Below are 15,955 nucleotides of genomic sequence, written 5' to 3' on the forward strand. Positions count from 1 at the left end.
GAATTACACGAATCTGACGCTTAAGGATCTGCCGCGCCCTTCGATTCCTGCGACGTAGTCGACTTTCTGACCCGAACTTCCTTGACGTCGAACTCGCCGGCTGAGCCGAGCGCGCTAAGGCGAAAGTTCCAGCCCCAGCCGCCGACGAAATTGGCGTCGGAGACTTTCCACGTCAGCTCATGCCATTGTTCATCCCCGGGAATTTCCTGATAATTTGGCCCCCCGCGATAGCCCTTGAGCGACTCGTAGTCGATGTTCATGCCCGCAACCGTTTCGGGCGCCGCCCGCCGCACGACGGCGGTGATCTCTAAATTCGTGGTCCCATAAGGAACGAATTGAGGATCAACCCGGAATTGGACATAACGGCCGTCGCCTTCGGGCCGCGTAAAGTCAGTCCGGCGCCATGACTCCGCGCCCGCCGTGACCGAAAGGGTCGTCTGCAAATCGACTTGCTTGACGCCGCTATCGACATTCACAGCTCCCAAGCGAGAAAGGACGACCTCGGCCTTCGCGTAATCGCCACCCCAGGGAAATGGCTTGCCGGCCTTGTCCCGCGCCTGTCGCGCGAGACTGGCCGGAACTTTGGTGAGCAATAGCGGAGTTCCGGTCAAGGTGAGTCCTTGGCCGGCTCGAAGCGTCGAGTCCCCGCCCGCCAAGTCGATGACGCCCACATCGGCGGGAAAAGTGATTTTATGTTCCGTCCCCGGTGGAGACCAGACGGCCAAGACGTCTTCATTTCTTCCCCGGTACAAGAAGCCATACCCGCCCTTGTCCATGTCGAGCCAGCCCAGATATTGCGGCTTTTGCCCGAGCGCGTCGATCATAGCCTTCAAGGCGTCATACGACGGACGCGGGGTCCAATCTGCGCGAATGACGCCAAAGTCCGTCTCCTTTCCATAGGAGGGACCCCGAGCCTCGAACCAGAACACGCGTTGGAAACCTGAGGCGATGGAGAGGAGGTAAGCCTTGGCGAGGGCCTCGGCCTGCCGCCGATCCCCTGCGGCGTCGGGCTGGACCGGCGCCGTCGCGCCGATTTCGGTGATCCAAAGCGGAATATCCGTCCGCTGCTTATTGGCCGCGAGCATTTGGCGAAGCGCGCCCGCCATGGAGAGAAAGCTGATCTCTCCACCCTCCGCCAGCGCGGCCAGATTCTCATAAGGGTGAACGCAGATATAGTCGAAGTGATCGGCGCCTCCGGCCTTTATCGCCGCATCCAGATAGCCGACGTCGAAATTGGCCACGCTCACGCCGATTTTTGCGGTCGGATCGATCTTCTTCGCCGCGTCATACGTCTCCCGCACCAGCTCGGCGTAAGTTTGTGGAGTCGCGTTGACGGCGAAGCCGCCGTTGAACTCGTTCCAGACCTCCCAATATTTGATGTCATTGTGATAGCGCGCGACCATCGCGCTCACGTAATCGCGCCAATATTGGATGTTCTTTATCGGAAAGGCGTATGTCCCTCCGTCCGCCGAAGCCCATGTGGCGAGATAGCCGAAGCCGGCGGTCAGATGAATATGGTTGGCTCTGGCGTTCGCCACGAGATCATCCATTGGCCGCCAGATCCACGTCCCCTCGGTAGGCTGTATCGCGTGCCACGGGTAGGAGCTGCGCAGCCATCTGACCCCGACCGTCTGCAGGGCAAGATTGAACTTTGGATAGTCGGCGGCCCATTCGGCGCCGGAGGCTATTCCCCAAGGGCTTGCGTCGTCCTGTGGGTCGCGGACGCCGTCCGCCGTGACGTCGCCTGGAGCGGCGGCGTAAGCAGGGTGAATTCCGCTAAGAAGCGCGCAGATGACGATCGGCGAGAGAACCGCGAGAGCGGCCGCGCGTCCGTGGGTCAATAGCGAAACACTCGCCCCGCCTGGGCGCGCAACATTTCGATTTCGCGCGCGCGAGGCCGGCGGCCAAAGCTGCGGCGCCAAGCCAACGCATCGGCCCCAGCCGATCCAACGGCAGCAGGCGGGAGGCCGAGGAGCCATGCCGGCGTTTTGATCTGATGTCCAAGCCTCGCGCATATGTCGTCGTCCTGAACGGCTTTTGAATTAAATTTCTACCGCGCCGCGCGGGATCAGGCCCCGACGTCCCGGCCCAAAAGATCAAGCGGCGACCGGCGCTGAGCGTAAGAGCTTCAGGACGGTTTCAAACACCGTCTCTGGTATGACGTCGCCCGGGGAATCTGTCTGCCCGGACAATATCGTTGCGTGAGGATTGTCCGGTCCCCAGAGCTTGTGGTGATCGATGACGCCGTTAAAAGCGCCCGATGCGCGGCGATAGATGGCGACCGTTGGAACCTGAAACGCTGCGGCGACATGGGCGGCGGAAGATTCAAGGCAGACGGCGCATCTGGCACGCGCCATGACCGTGACGAAGCTGTCCCAGGGCAGGTCGAGGAAAAGGCCGCCATGCGTCGACGTCTGGCCGAGGTCTCCGAGCGGACGCGCCACGCGACGCGCGCGTTCGGCCTCGCGCGGGCCGGCGCCGATAATCGCCACATATATGTGTGCTTTGGCAAATGCCTCGATGAGGCGCTCCCAGTGGGGCTCCGGCCATTCCCTCTGAGGAGCGCCTGCGCCAAGATGAAGGACGACATAAGCGCGTCCATCGAGCGTCGCGGGAAGCGGCGCGCTCGCGCGCCGGGGATAGCAAGCGCCCAGCTTGTTTTGCGCGATGGCGGCGTTGGGCCAAAGGGCGGCGAATAGATTCTGGCCATAGCGCCCCATGGATTTGCCTTCATACCGCCAGCGAACTGGATGGGTGAGGAACGGGCCGAAGCCGCCGCTGGTAAATCCGCAACGGACGGGCGTTCCTGTGCAATAGAGCAAGAATGCCGCTGTTGGAAAATACGCATGTAGGTCGATGGCGACATTGTAACGCTTGGCTCTGATGTCCTTGATTACAGCCATGCACTGTCGCGCAAAGGGCTTGAGGCGCCGCGCGCGGCTGACTGTGCTTCGGTCGAGCAGGATATTGTCCAGGATATGCAGATGATCGTAGAGCCCTGTATTGCGCACCACTGGCGCGCTCCAGCCGCCTATCAGCAGCCCGATCTCGGCATTCGGGAATGCTTCCCTTAGCGCTTTCAGCGACGGCAGCGACAGCACCACGTCGCCAAGATGCGCCCAGTTGCAGACCAGGATCCGTTTGGGCGTATCCGGCGCCTTCGGCGGCGACCGGCGAAAGACCAAGCCGCAAATGGCGTCGAAGAGCCACATTGCCGCGGCTGCTTTGGGATTCTTGAACATGTAGCGGCCCCGCATCATTTCGCGGGGTTGCGGGGGCTGGGACAGCGCGTCGTTGCTGCTCCCCGGCTGAAACAAATTGGTCACGGGCAACCTCCCGGAAGAATTGTGACGCAAAATAAAGAGTTGGGCTACCAAAGCATGAGAGTGAAAAGTGCTGAAATCTTCGTCATCGTTTTTTTTTGCTACAGCCTCTCCAGTGCGGTCGAACGGCGGGCGTTGATGGACTGGCCGCCCGAGATGACAAGGTCGAGATAGAGTTCGGCGCTTTTGGCCCAGGAAAAGCGCTTGGCTTGCCCGGGTCCTTTGGCGCGTAAGCTTTGGGCGAGATCAGGCTCGCTTTGGAGCCTTTTGATCTGATCGAGCCAGTCGCGCGGCGAGGTCGGATCGGCGTAAAGCGCGGCGTCGCCGCAGACCTCCGGCAGGCTCGCGGCGTTGGAGGCGATGACCGGACAGCCCAGCGCCAAGGCCTCGAGCGCGGGCAGCCCGAAACCTTCGGTGAGCGACGGAAAAGCAAAACACAGCGCGGTCTGATAGAGCGCCGCGAGATCGTCGTCGGAGACGAAGCCGAGGAAGCGCACATTCTCGGGAGCCGGCTGCGCCTCGATCGCCGAAAAAGTGTGGCACGGCGCGCCTGCCATGAGGATATCCAGTCCGAGTTCGTCGATTTCCTTGGCGATGGACAAGAGGATCGCGACATTCTTGTGCCGCGCGCGGCTGCCGAGCACGAAAACGAATGGCCGCCGCTTCGCCTCGGTCGCGGCGTAGCGCGAAAGGCTCGGCCGCCAGCGCCGGACATGTTCGTGGCCATTGGGGATGACGCTGACCTTTTCCGGCTGGCAGAGCCCGAACTCGCTCAACATACGCGCCGAAAAGCTCGAGACCGTCGCGACGCGGACGGCGCGCCTGGCGAGCAGAGGATCCATGACCCGATGATAGGCCCGGTACGACCAGCTGTAGCTTTCCGGGGCGAGGAAAATATTGAGGTCATGGATGCAGATGATGTGGTTTGCGGCGACCAGGGGCCCCATGTTGCAAAGACTCAACAAAACGCCTCGCGATGCGAAGGGGAGGACGAATTGATGCCATAGCGGACCGCCGCCGATGGTTCGCTCCAAGGCGATCGCGCTCAACGGAGGGCCAAATTCGCTCCCAGCTGGCGCAACGATTTTGGCCGATAAGAAGGATTTCAATCGATCGTCTTGGAGGAGGCGATCGAGCTCCGTGACGATCTCGCGGGCGTATCTTTGCACGCCGGTGACGCGCTGGTTGAAAAATCCGCCGTTGATGGTTAGGCGCGGTCGCATCGGTCACAATCCATATTTCGATCAAGCTCTAACGAGGCTTTGGCGCGTAGACCTCTTTAGATAATCCTTTGGACCACCGACATCGGACACGTCCCATAAGTCCTAGTCATTTGATTCACGATCAACAAATGGGCTCCCCACAACTCGAATATCTTTACCGCCCAGCGTCAGCCCCCCAAGAGAGGCTTTCATGAAGCGCTTAAGCCGGAGGCGCGCCAAGACGATTCTTCAATCGTTTTGAAACGCGCTCGAGAACAAAAAAGACCAGACAGGTCTTCGATGACGTCGACCGTCTCGCGTTGCGAGGGCGCAGCGCGAACCATTTCATGGTGTTTCAAACTGGCGGACGCTGCGTGGTCCCTTTAAGGTGCATAAATGAAGTATCACGCGATTAGAAATAGGATTTGAATCCGGTTCGCCAGATGACCCGGTGAATAGTAGTCTATCGCCCTTGATTCAGGCAATATAATCAGTTGATTCCGATTTGAATGAGGCCGCCTCGTCCTGAGATCCAAGCAAACGGGCCATTGCAGCCGCATGGTCCGGATGGAGTCGCAAGAGCTGACGGTAGCAATGCTCTATGACCCCCGGATCGTCCCAGGGCACGTCGTGTAGAATTCCAGATCCGGACCGAAGCCGGGCGCTATCTGGATCCCGCGCAATTTCATGTGGAAACAGCGCAACCGGCGCTTCACTTGGCAAGGCTGCCGTCTTTTGCGTCTCCGTCGTCCATCCCAATTGTCGCGCGAGCGCGCCGCACAAGTCCTGTCCGAACAACCGCCCGAGGTGGCTGGAGCTAATGACGCGGGGGTTGCATTCGATAACGAAGGCCTCGCCTCCGTCCTCGGCGATCACGAAATCGAAGCTGACGAACCCTGATATGCCGAGCGCCGCGACAAGCTGCTTTGTCGTCGCCTCCATCTCTGGGTGGTTAATGAAGCGGAGCGTGGTGCTCGCTCCAAAGGGCTGCGGATCAACGCATTCCGAGACGAAGCTCGCTCCCGCGAGGACATGGCCGCGCCAAGCGGCCACAGTGCGCATCGCCGGAACGCCCGGAATGAACTGCTGCAATTCGAAAACTTTGTTGCGCGTGGCCGGAAGGCGGCCGAGCCGCCATACCAGCCGGCGCATCTCGCGTCTGCCTCGCTGCAGCAATCCGCCTTGGCCGAGGCCGCAAGCCTCCATGCCTTCCACGAGTTGAGCCGGTTCGCAAGCGATCCGGATTCCATGGCCGCCAGCCGTTTGATTGACCTTGATCATGACGGGATAGCCCATGGCTTCGGCCGTCGCGAGAGCCGTGGTCTTGTCAACCGATCGGCTCATGGGCGCGCGAACTCCAATGCTTGTCGCGAGCTCCAGAAAGCGAATGCGGCTACAGGCGGCGTCATAGCCAGACGGCGCGCCAATCGAGGCTTCGATCAGGCGGCGTAAATCGGGGCTCACCGACGGATCGGCGACGAGTCCGCGCAGCAGCCATGCTGAGACGTCGTCAAGAGACACAATCAAATCGGGGCGCCAGTCGCGCACGGCCCTTTCCAGATGAAAAGGAGCGGCCAAGAGCCCCAACCAGAAGCCGCTATGGCGCGGCAACCGAAAGCGAACGGCGGCGAAACGCGTGGCGGCGCAAGCAAAATCCGGCGGGCTCATCACCGCGCATTCACAGCCAAGCCTGCCGAACTCAGCTACCGGTCGGTGCGACCAGGAATAATCCGTCAGGGATAGGAACAGTATCTTTGGATTTGGCGTCGTGATTATCGTCAAGGTCGGTTTCTCGCCTGCGTTGAATTATTCAGCGGCGCCGCATACCCGGTTGAGATCCTGAAATAACTTTCGGATCCCTTCAGGCATAATACATTTGATAACAAATATCATTTATCGAGAAATTGCGTCGACGCGAGTCCTCTCCCAACAAAAAAGCGAAACTCCCTCGCAATATGCCTTGGTTTCTGTAATAAAGAAAGGCGCATATGCGTCTTGACAGGCAGCCAGTAGGTCAGGCTTACTTCCATTGCTGGCGCTGGCCGAGATTGGTAGGCGTTCCATTCGGAAAGCCCGAAATCCTTTTCCACTAAACCGATTTAAATTCACACGACATTTTTCAAAGGAGTTAGCGATGGCCTCGTCTACGGATGTCGTAATCGTCGGCGCTGGTCCCTATGGACTATCTATAGCCGCGCATCTGCTCGCGAGAAAGGTCCCGCTACGCATATTCGGGAGCCCAATGCAGACCTGGCTAGCTTCGATGCCTCAAGGGATGAAGCTTAAGTCCGAAGGCTTCGCTACCAATCTGTCCGACCCTGATCGACAGTTTACGCTTGGCGCCTATTGCGCGGAGCAAGGCGTTCCCTATTCAGGTACCGGGCTGCCGGTGCGGCTCGAAACCTTCGTGGCGTATGGACAAGCGTTTCAAAGGCGGTTTGTGCCGAATTTGGAGGACAAGACCGTCGTATCTCTTGAGCGGACGCCGACCGGCTTTGAGCTTCGTCTTGACGATGGCGAGCGGGTCGCGGCGCGCAAAGTGGTCTTGGCTGCCGGCATCCGTTCGTTTGGCTATATTCCCCCTGAGCTGGCGGGCTTGCCGGAGGAATATCTATCCCACAGCGCCGACCACAGCGATCTCACGCGCTTCGCGGGCCGTGATGTGGTGGTGATCGGCGCTGGAGCGTCAGCGATGGACCTGGCCGCGTTGTTGCGACAGCAGGGCGCATCCGTGAGTGTTGTGGCGCGACGTTCCGCGGTGAAGTTTCAATCGCCTCTTGGCCCGCGCACCCTATACGACAAAATACGCGCGCCAATGACTGTGCTCGGCCCCGGTTGGAAGTCAGTGCTGTGTACGAAGGCGCCGCTGCTTTTTCATATGATGCCCGAGGCGTTCCGCGTCGACGTCGTGCGGCGTTACTTGGGACCGGGGCCGGCATGGTTTGTCCGTGATCAGGTGGAGGAGCGCATTCCCATTGTCACGGGCGCCCTGGTTACCGAAGCGCGTGTCGAGAATGACCGCGCGCACCTCGTCCTCAGCCACGCCGATGGGCGAACAGTAGGCATTTCAGCGGATCATATTATTGCAGCAACTGGATACAAGGTCGACGTGCGACGTCTGAGCTTTCTTTCCAGCCAGCTACAATCCGAGCTGCGCCGCGCCGATCAAGCGCCCGCTCTATCAATGAATTTCGAGTCCTCTGTCCCAGGACTCTACTTCGTTGGTACTGCGTCAGCAAACAGCTTCGGTCCGATGCTCCGTTTCGTCGCTGGCGCCGATTTTACGGCGCGGCGCCTGTCTGCGCATCTGAGTTCATCAGCTTCGCATCGATCCGCGATGGACGATGTCCCCATGAGGTCTCGTCAACCGACAAAAGTCAGCGCAGAATAGAAGTTTGAAAGGCGTCGCCTTTTGTAGCGCGATGAATCTATGTCCTCGCGTTATCGAGCGGTGCGCGGTCACGCATGGCTCAACCAAAGTCCAGCCGTCTCACTCCGCTAGATACCTGTCCGGGAGCAAATCCAGGCCTCAAGCGGATCGCTCCTAAAGGCCGTCACAGCCACACTGAGGAGCGGAGTGGGGCTAGCTTTGGGCGTTCGATTTGGTCGGCTCTTTCAAAATAATCCCGAACAATCCCTTTTCGTTAAAACGTCTGAGATCGGGTTGTATCGGCTCGGCCTCACAAATCATGGACTGATGGTGTGAAAAGGTCTGTGTAAAGTTTAGGAAAGCCCGGTTGGCGTCGATGTCGTCGACCACGATCGCGCCGCCCGGCCGCAAGATTGTCCAAGCGCTTTCCATTTCGAAGCGAACGTTCCGTTCGCTATGTAGGCTGTCGTGAATGAAAAGATCAATCTGACCTAATTGAGAAAGGACGGGCGGAAGCCGTCGCCTGCTTGAGCCCTTGATAAGGGTCCATCGATGCGAATGTCGGTCGCCAACCGCCATGCCGATTTGGTCATGTAACGCCTCTTCCAACGGCGGTAGGTCAATGCTCCAGAGATGGCCGTCTCCATTTCTCTCAAGCGCCTCAAGAATGAACCGCGATGTAAGACCATGAGCAACGCCGGTCTCGACGACATTGCGTGGGCGTAGATGACGACACAAACACCAAATCGCTCGCACCAGTCCAGCATCGCCGTCGTTCCAGGTTTTGAAGCTCTCCGGACCGACCCGAATCCCCTTGGCTTGCAGTTCTCCTATCACTTCGGGCCACAGGGCCCAAAACTCTGAAGTCGCCTGGCACGGCCAAGGGGCGCCAAGCAGATTATGGAGCCGCTGTTCCCAACCCTCCTCGGCCTCGTATAGGTCGGAAGGTATTTGCGCCTCGCGCCGCGCCGCGTATATATCGCGAAGCACCGTCCAGGCTTCAACTGGATCAGCTGTGACAGCAGCTAGGGTGTGCATTGGATGCTTCAAAAAATGCCGCAGGCCTGTCCCGAACATCACTCGCACTCCCGTTAAGAGTATAATTGCGACCGAATCTAAAACTTCTTGATAAAAGGAAATTGACCTGTTGGCCTTCGCAGTTTGAATGTCTTCAGAAGGACACGATGGCGGGGCGCGCGATGCGATCGCCGATTAGCGGCGTGTCGCCGCAGCGCCCTTTCTCGAACTATAGTGTTGCTGAGCAATTATCGCTTTTGCAGAGCGCGCCTGTCAATGTCGCTACGAGAGATAGGGCCGGTTCAGCCGTCAGTATGGTCGCGACTCGCGTGTCGCCAAGGAGCGCTATCGCGAGTAAAAGTTGCAGCTAGGCCGAGATCTGAGGGATGCAACACGAGTTCGAGCGTGAAACGAGTAATTGTTGTTAATTGCGCTGAGAGCAATGAACGTATTTGTTCATCACTCGGGTGCTTCCAATAGATCTAAGGGGAGATATCGCTCGCATTCGCGTCACGTAGCTCGTCTCGATTGTCTTCAAAGAGGCGCCCAGGAAGAGCTTGGCGAGGGTTTCATCAGCGGGCGGTCGAAGCCTCTAGCAACAGGACCCAGTCTCCGTCTCCTGCGCCATTTTTTCCTGGAGGCGCGAACTCTCTGTCGCCCGTGTTTGGGAGTGGCGCATCGCTGGCCTCGGCATATGTCCCGTTCGTCGGATCATACCAGCGAGCTCTCGTTGGTCCAGCGAGTTTCGACATGTCGACCGTGATTGTGCGGAGCGATGGCATGTAGGCAATCGCCAAGGCTCCGTCGGACGTTCGGGCCGCTGTAAGGTAAGCGTTCGTCGGTATGGAGCCGAAGCCGGACAATTTTCGGAAGCGTGTGAAAATTCTTTCCGCCAAGCCAGAGCGCTTCCCGAGATAAGCGGCGAGGCTCCCAATAAGAGCTGAAGTACGATCATAGCCCGCAGTCACTAAGCTATGGGTCTGGTCGGGGACGAGATCATACCATTTTCGCGAAGCGAAGAAATTTCTCATCAAACCGAGCTGCATCGCTCCGGGCGTATCCAGATTGCCCTCCCACCCCTTCTCAAGTCGCCACGTGTAGGCGCTCCCGTAGACCTGTCCGGTTGCGCCGCTAAGCATCGTCCAATATTCCTGTCGGCGCAAATTCGGCGTCGAGCCTCCTTCGGCCCCGTGCTCGAACTCGTAGTAAGCCTCCACCATGAAGACCGGCTTGAAATCGGGGCGATTATATTCGGTCAGGACCTGGGCGTATGTCGGAAAATACGTATATGCCGCGTCGAGCTCGATCAAAGGCCCCCACGACGGGTCATCTAATGACCCGCTCGTCAAATAATTGAGCTCTACTGTATGAATATGGTTTGCATCCGCGCTCTTGATTCCGCGCGCGACGGCTTGCGCCAACGCATCATCAGCCGCATCTTGCCATGACTGAAAATCATTGCCATGCATCCAAATAATATTCGGAAAATTCTTGTAACGGTTTCCCAAATATTGCCCGTAGGCGAACGCCTTGGCGACGCCATTTGCTCGCAGCACGTCCATCCAGCTGCTTGTTTCGATCGGGTCCAGGAGGACAAGCATGCCATGTGCGGCCGCGATCTTGATCATATTGTCGGCGCGCTCGAAATAAGCGGGGTTTGGGGTTGAGAGATCACCTGCGACCATAAAGGGCGCGAGGCCATCGATCGTGGTAGCGTCCTTATTGCAGCCATCGGAGTAATTGCAGAGGAGGTTGATCCACAGTGTGTTGACGCCATATTTTTGGCGATTGGCCATATATGTGGCCGCCTCCGCTTGAGACAGATTGGCGATCAAGGTTTGCGGAGCGTCGCCGACCAACAGGAACGGCGCATTGTTTTGATCGACGAGGTAGCGATTGTTGCCGCTCGCCTTGAGAGGATATGCCGGACTCGCGGGATCATTCTGTGCTGATATGTTTGGCAAGAGCCTTGGCTCTGTGCCGGGCGGAATTTGCGCATAAGCTTCGCGCGCGGCCGCCAAAGCGCAGACGATGCCTGCATATACCAGAGATCGTAAAATCCCTTGAGCGACCAGAGTGGTAAGGCGCGCTTGGGGCGCTCGCGGCGACGCTGGGCCGCGATCGCAGCGATCCTGTGTCAGCGCCGCCGATGAGCTGCGCAAAGGCCGCGATGCGGAATATCGCTTATGTGATGTCGCTGCGCCCATGCCGCGTCTTAAGTCCTTATTTATAATGCGACGTGACTGACCTCTGTGGAGCGTCTATTTCTCTGGCTTGTTTGCTGCTCGCTTAACCGGTCAGCCAGCTGGCGTCTGCTTCCAGTGGAGCGCTTCTGCGATGACTCGCGGAACGCTTGTAAGGGCGTTGCGCGTTCGGAACAAATAATCCACAGGAGGGATGATGGCTGTGCGCGGCGAAAAGCTAAAGGCTAAGTTGAAGAGGTCGGCGCTTGACTTGAGCTGGCCGCGCGCCAGGTGAGCTGCCCCCGACCAATAGGCTCGGACTCCAAGACTTCGATGCGCCAGTTGGCGCAGCTTCAACGCCTGCGGGATCGAACCCCCCTCGTGGGAGAAGAAGCTTTGGAAAGCCTCGTCAACCATCCTCAGCCGCTTGCTAACGTCCAGATCATTTGAAATATTCATTTCATGATGGCGCCGAAAAGCTTGTATCGTTCGCGTCTCCGCGACGCTACCGAGGTTCGCGATCCGAAGCATCATTTCATAATCTAGAGCATATTGGACGCTAGGCCGAAAATGTCCCGCCTGCTTCTGGATCGAGGTGCGCACGACGATGAAGTTCGCTGATTTTTGCTGCATCGGGTCGCGACAGCTATCTTGGATAAATTGCCTGCCCGTAGATATTCGCCACGGCGCGACCTGCTGAGCCTCCTCAGGTCCGGACGTCTGGTTATCATTGTTGAAAGGCACGACGCCGCCAAATGCCAGGCCGACCTCGGGATTCTCTTCCATGACCGACATGGCGCGGGCCAGCGCGCCTTGCGCGAGATAATCGTCTGAACACAAGATCATGAAATATTCAGATGACGCCCAGTCGATCGCCTCGTTAAGTGAACGCTCGTAACCAAGATTAGTGGGATGTACGACGACCTGAACTCGGCTGTCTTTGGACGCAAGCTCGCGAGCAATATCCACACTATCGTCTTTCGATGCGTTATCGATAATCAGTACGCGAAGGTCCTGCACATCTTGAGACAAGACGCTTGATACGCATTTGCGCAAGTACCGCCCATATTGATAATTAGGAATCGCGACGTCAATGCTCGGCATGTAACGCTCCCAAAGTCGATCTTAAATTAAATTTATGCAAATCGATGCAATGCGTGACGACGTCCAGTTTGGCAAGCGCGCCCTCGTTGTATATGTCGCCAGCATGCCGCCTAGCGACGCTCAGTTCTATTCAATAGTCGGCGCCCTTCGCACGATCGGGGACGAACGCCTTTCTCGCAATTCGTAGCGGACATACGCCGCTTTCAATAGGTCGCGCCGAAATCCATCATCCGGCTTCAGGACCGTCAGGATTTTTGACATCGCTCACCCGTTCGAGCCAGACCTCGCGCCACCAGGCAAAAATCGCCCTTGGGCAGCCGATTCGCCAGTTGCTAAAACGCGATTGACAGGTAACGCCTTCCAGAATGACTGCGGGCGTCTTTAGTTTTCTAAGGATGCCGCTTCTTTCGTCAAGGAACTTTTCCACGCGGGACCGAACGCGATATGTGCGGCCGCAGTAGGGAACCAATTCCTCTCCCCAATTAAGTCCAAGGTTTGATAACCTCGGATCCAAAGTAGCCAAAATTTGCTCGTAAGATTTTACACGAACCAAGTCTCCAGGCTGGAGGTCGAGCGACGCAACTGGGAAGGGCTGACCGGCGGGCAAGGTCCCCTTTCGTCTCGGATAAGGCGTTCCGCCCCGGAGCGCTTGAAACCGGTCGTAAAGCCAACGCGCGGGACGTCCCAAGTGGTCGCCGCGTGCGAATATCGCAAACCCGAAAAAGAGAAAGGAATCAAATATTTGAGCCAGCGAAGCGTTGCCCGATCGGTAATCCTCAATATACTGTCTGGGGTCCCACGACTTCAAAGGCGCCGTATAATTGAGCAACTGCGTCGCCTGACATATATATTTTATTTTCTCGCCATCCTGCCCGTTCTGCTCACGGGTCCCTTTCCAGACATCGTCCGCTGTGCAGCCAGCGTCTCGGGGCTTTCCGGCGCTCGGGCGTAGATCATGCGAAACATCAATGCTCTCGTCGTGGCTGACCGGCTTTAGCCACGCTTCCTTCCAGAAGATCAGGCATTCCGCTTGACAGCCGCCATACGCCTGTCCGTCGCAGCGATGCTCCAAATGAACGGCCTCCGGCATCCGCCGCCCGACATAGACGCCGCTGACCGTATCGCAAGTTTTGTGAGCCCGTTTATAAATCTGGAGCCTTTGACCGCAATATTGAAACATCTGCGGCATGAACGGCAACTCATCAAGCCTGCCGTTCTGGTCAAGCGTCGCTAATATCTCCTCTTTGCTCCGAACTTCAATCCAATTGCCTACCTGAGGCTTCATGATAATTTCCTTAAATCCGATATAGTTAATAGAAGAAAATATGGTAGTAACATTATCATGTTAGCTAGGGGCGCGGCAAGATGGTCTCTACAGAACACTTCTACGGCCAGTTCATCGATGTGTTTTTCAACACATGAGCGAACAGCTAACTGTTCCAATCAGCAGCGGCGGCGCCGCGAAGGGATCGTAACCGTCACCGCAAGATCTGTGGGAGAAGCGCTCGGCCTGGCGCTGGAGCGCTCAAATCGAATTAAGGCGGTGAATTCATGAAAGCGATAGCGCTAGAGCATGTTCCGAACAAGTTGATCGACTTTTTCGATCCGAACATGCTCCAGCTCTTTTGAATTTGAGCGATTCCTTCCCGATCGGATGATTCCATCTGATCGGGAAAGCGCTCGAGCCTTCAAACCCGGGGGGGGGAGGCGGTCGGCTTTCGATGGTTGCGGAGATTGGAACGAAGGATCTGAAGCAGAAGATGATCCGCTGCGGCTTCGCGAAGCCGCAGCGCGGCGTCCGTTTCGAAACAGCATCATCCTCGCTCCGGCTGTCCCCTGTGCTCCAGCCATGTGCTGGCGTCGCGCTCTTTGGGTCTGGCTTTTCCCATGCTCCCGGTTCTTCAATGAGCCGAGGTAAATCCACGTCAGAGTCGATAATCAAGTCCTGATGCTTACGGCCGGCGAGACGTCCACAATTGTGAAAGCAGACCCAGATAAAATCCTTTTTGGCCCATGATGAACAGTAGCATGCACACGTAGACGCCGCCCATTACACAGCCTGCGAACAGAAGTCGCCAAAAGGGCGACTGTAAATGGCCTACATACGAACTAGCCACGAACGCAACGGCGACCGCCATAGCGGCGGAACCCATGGCCGGCCCCATCGCAAGAAGAAATTCCCGCACCGAAATCATCGTATCCTTAAGGCACCAAATAAGATGCGGAACGACCCACAGCGCCATAGCTGTCGAATAAGCCAGCGCGATACCTTGTGGGCCATAGGGTAGCCCAATTAAATACGACATGATGCACAAGGGCGCGACGACCAAACCAATTGCCAGGTTTCGTCTTTGCAGGCCCAAGGATAACAACAGCCAACTGGTAGCCTTTATGATGCCGAGTATCAGGACGGTCGGAGTTAGCAAGCGAAAAATTGTCGCGGCCTCGATCCACTTAGGTCCTAGAATGACAAGAGTGATGTCGTCAGCAAATGCAGCAGAGAAAAGCGTAATGGGAGCCGTCATTGTCATGACGAGTCCGTATCCTTTAAGAAAATAGTTTTTGAACTGGGGCGGATCGTGTTGCAGCCGGGACAATGCAGAAAATGCGATAGTCCCCATCTCCCCGTTAAGTTTTGAAATGGGAATATTGATCATCTGCATTGCCCGGCCATAAAGGCCTAGAGCGTCCGCGCCCCAGAAGCGCCCCAGGAGCACCTTGTCCAAACTAGAGGTCACGTAGCTGACGATGTTGCTCAAGGCGACCGCGCCGCCAAAATGCAGCATGGATGCAATTCGAGCATTTCGACGCGGCAGCCCGGGTTTCCAGCGCGTCGTCGCCCATAGGGCGCCGGTGTTGATTACCGGCCAAATAGCGGTGGATATGACCATAGACCAATATCCAAAACCGGCAACGGCGGCGACGATAGTGATCAAGGCGCAGGCTGTGACGTTAAAAGCGTCGATTAGCGTAAGTTCAGTATAGCGCAACTGGCGTTCGAGGATGACATGGTGCTGCGCCCCGGCCGCATCGATAATGAAGCCGGATGAAAGCGCGATCGTTATCCAGAAGAGGCGAGGCTCGCCATAGAAATGCGCGATAACCGGCGCCGTCAAAATACAAATTACGGTCAACATGCCTCCGACCAGCATGTTGATCCAGAAAAGAGCGGATTTCTGCGCCTGTGTAATATTCGCTTGCTGAATGGAGGCAGCAGAAAGTCCGCCGTCGCGGAATAGACCATAGACCTCCGTGATAGACGTCACCATCGCCACCAAGCCGAAGTCCGCAGGCTCGAGTAGCCGCGCCACGATCATCAAGCTCGACATGCGCACGGCAAAATTCAGGGCTTGTCCTGTAAGCTTGACAAGACCACCCCGAACCGCCTTTTGTTTCAGGTCATCCAAGTTTTATCTCCGCGGCGGCGCGGCCCGATTGCTGCTACGTCGCCGCGCAACCTCACCAGTACGTTTTGATTTTGTTCACAAATATTTGACAGCATCTTTCACGCTGCCGTATCTACCACGTTTCAAGTGGATCCGCGACAATAATCCTGGCCAACTCGGTAATGAAGGAGAAATTTGACCAGGCGGCGGCGTGTGCGAAGGTAATGATCCACGCCGGCGCCGCCATGACTACAGACCAATCGTCCGGTTGTCGTGCACTCCATCGAAGACCACGGGAGGGGTGCGCCTTGATCGCAACCAAATCGATGGCTCTCTGGCGCGCCACGGACCATTTTGGTCGCGCAGCGAG

General features: G+C 57.3%; 10 protein-coding genes. 1 reads left to right on the plus strand and 9 read right to left on the minus strand.

Features of this window, described 5'->3' with window-relative positions; all coding sequences use genetic code 11:
• Window positions 1-20 precede the first annotated feature (20 nt).
• The 4 genes from RZS28_RS08210 to RZS28_RS08225 form a co-directional block, all read right to left on the minus strand.
• A complete protein-coding gene (locus tag RZS28_RS08210; protein WP_407340826.1) occupies window positions 21-1,841 on the minus strand; it encodes a glycosyl hydrolase in 1,821 nt (606 codons plus the stop codon).
• Between the two features lie 255 nt (window positions 1,842-2,096).
• Window positions 2,097-3,326, minus strand: coding sequence for a glycosyltransferase family 9 protein (locus tag RZS28_RS08215; protein ID WP_407340827.1), 1,230 nt, complete (start codon window positions 3,324-3,326; stop codon window positions 2,097-2,099).
• A gap of 98 nt (window positions 3,327-3,424) precedes the next feature.
• Window positions 3,425-4,546, minus strand: coding sequence for a glycosyltransferase family 4 protein (locus RZS28_RS08220; RefSeq protein WP_407340828.1), 1,122 nt, complete (start codon window positions 4,544-4,546; stop codon window positions 3,425-3,427).
• A 456-nt stretch (window positions 4,547-5,002) separates the two neighbouring features.
• The gene (locus tag RZS28_RS08225) at window positions 5,003-6,073 is read right to left on the minus strand and encodes a hypothetical protein (protein ID WP_407340829.1); all 1,071 of its coding nucleotides are present in this window, start codon (window positions 6,071-6,073) and stop codon (window positions 5,003-5,005) included.
• Window positions 6,074-6,659: 586 nt separating this feature from the next.
• Here RZS28_RS08225 and RZS28_RS08230 point away from each other — a divergent pair.
• Window positions 6,660-7,916 carry an NAD(P)-binding domain-containing protein gene (locus tag RZS28_RS08230; RefSeq protein WP_407340830.1) on the plus strand — a complete coding sequence of 419 codons (1,257 nt, stop codon included), beginning with the start codon at window positions 6,660-6,662 and terminating at the stop codon, window positions 7,914-7,916.
• Window positions 7,917-8,108: 192 nt separating this feature from the next.
• Here the strand turns inward: RZS28_RS08230 and RZS28_RS08235 are convergent, their stop codons facing one another.
• The 5 genes from RZS28_RS08235 to RZS28_RS08255 form a co-directional block, all read right to left on the minus strand.
• Entirely contained in the window at window positions 8,109-8,972 is an 864-nt protein-coding gene (locus tag RZS28_RS08235) for a class I SAM-dependent methyltransferase (RefSeq protein ID WP_407340831.1), read from the minus strand.
• Window positions 8,973-9,484: 512 nt separating this feature from the next.
• A complete protein-coding gene (locus tag RZS28_RS08240) occupies window positions 9,485-10,876 on the minus strand; it encodes a DUF4038 domain-containing protein (RefSeq protein WP_407340832.1) in 1,392 nt (463 codons plus the stop codon).
• A gap of 333 nt (window positions 10,877-11,209) precedes the next feature.
• The gene (locus RZS28_RS08245) at window positions 11,210-12,199 is read right to left on the minus strand and encodes a glycosyltransferase family 2 protein (protein WP_407340833.1); all 990 of its coding nucleotides are present in this window, start codon (window positions 12,197-12,199) and stop codon (window positions 11,210-11,212) included.
• A gap of 226 nt (window positions 12,200-12,425) precedes the next feature.
• On the minus strand, window positions 12,426-13,484 hold the full coding sequence (locus RZS28_RS08250) for a hypothetical protein (protein WP_407340834.1): 1,059 nt from the start codon (window positions 13,482-13,484) through the stop codon (window positions 12,426-12,428).
• 667 nt (window positions 13,485-14,151) lie between these two features.
• On the minus strand, window positions 14,152-15,606 hold the full coding sequence (locus RZS28_RS08255; protein WP_407340835.1) for a lipopolysaccharide biosynthesis protein: 1,455 nt from the start codon (window positions 15,604-15,606) through the stop codon (window positions 14,152-14,154).
• Window positions 15,607-15,955 lie beyond the last annotated feature (349 nt).

This window comes from Methylocapsa polymorpha (assembly GCF_045689225.1).
Classification (GTDB): domain Bacteria; phylum Pseudomonadota; class Alphaproteobacteria; order Rhizobiales; family Beijerinckiaceae; genus Methylocapsa; species Methylocapsa polymorpha.

Excerpts from the sequence above, each read along its gene's own strand:
- RZS28_RS08250 (WP_407340834.1), bottom strand. The coding sequence starts at position 13,484 with ATGAAGCCTCAGGTAGGCAATTGGATTGAAGTTCGGAGCAAAGAGGAG.
- RZS28_RS08220 (WP_407340828.1), bottom strand. The coding sequence starts at position 4,546 with ATGCGACCGCGCCTAACCATCAACGGCGGATTTTTCAACCAGCGCGTC.
- RZS28_RS08245 (WP_407340833.1), bottom strand. The coding sequence starts at position 12,199 with ATGCCGAGCATTGACGTCGCGATTCCTAATTATCAATATGGGCGGTAC.
- RZS28_RS08235 (WP_407340831.1), bottom strand. The coding sequence starts at position 8,972 with ATGTTCGGGACAGGCCTGCGGCATTTTTTGAAGCATCCAATGCACACC.
- RZS28_RS08230 (WP_407340830.1), top strand. The coding sequence starts at position 6,660 with ATGGCCTCGTCTACGGATGTCGTAATCGTCGGCGCTGGTCCCTATGGA.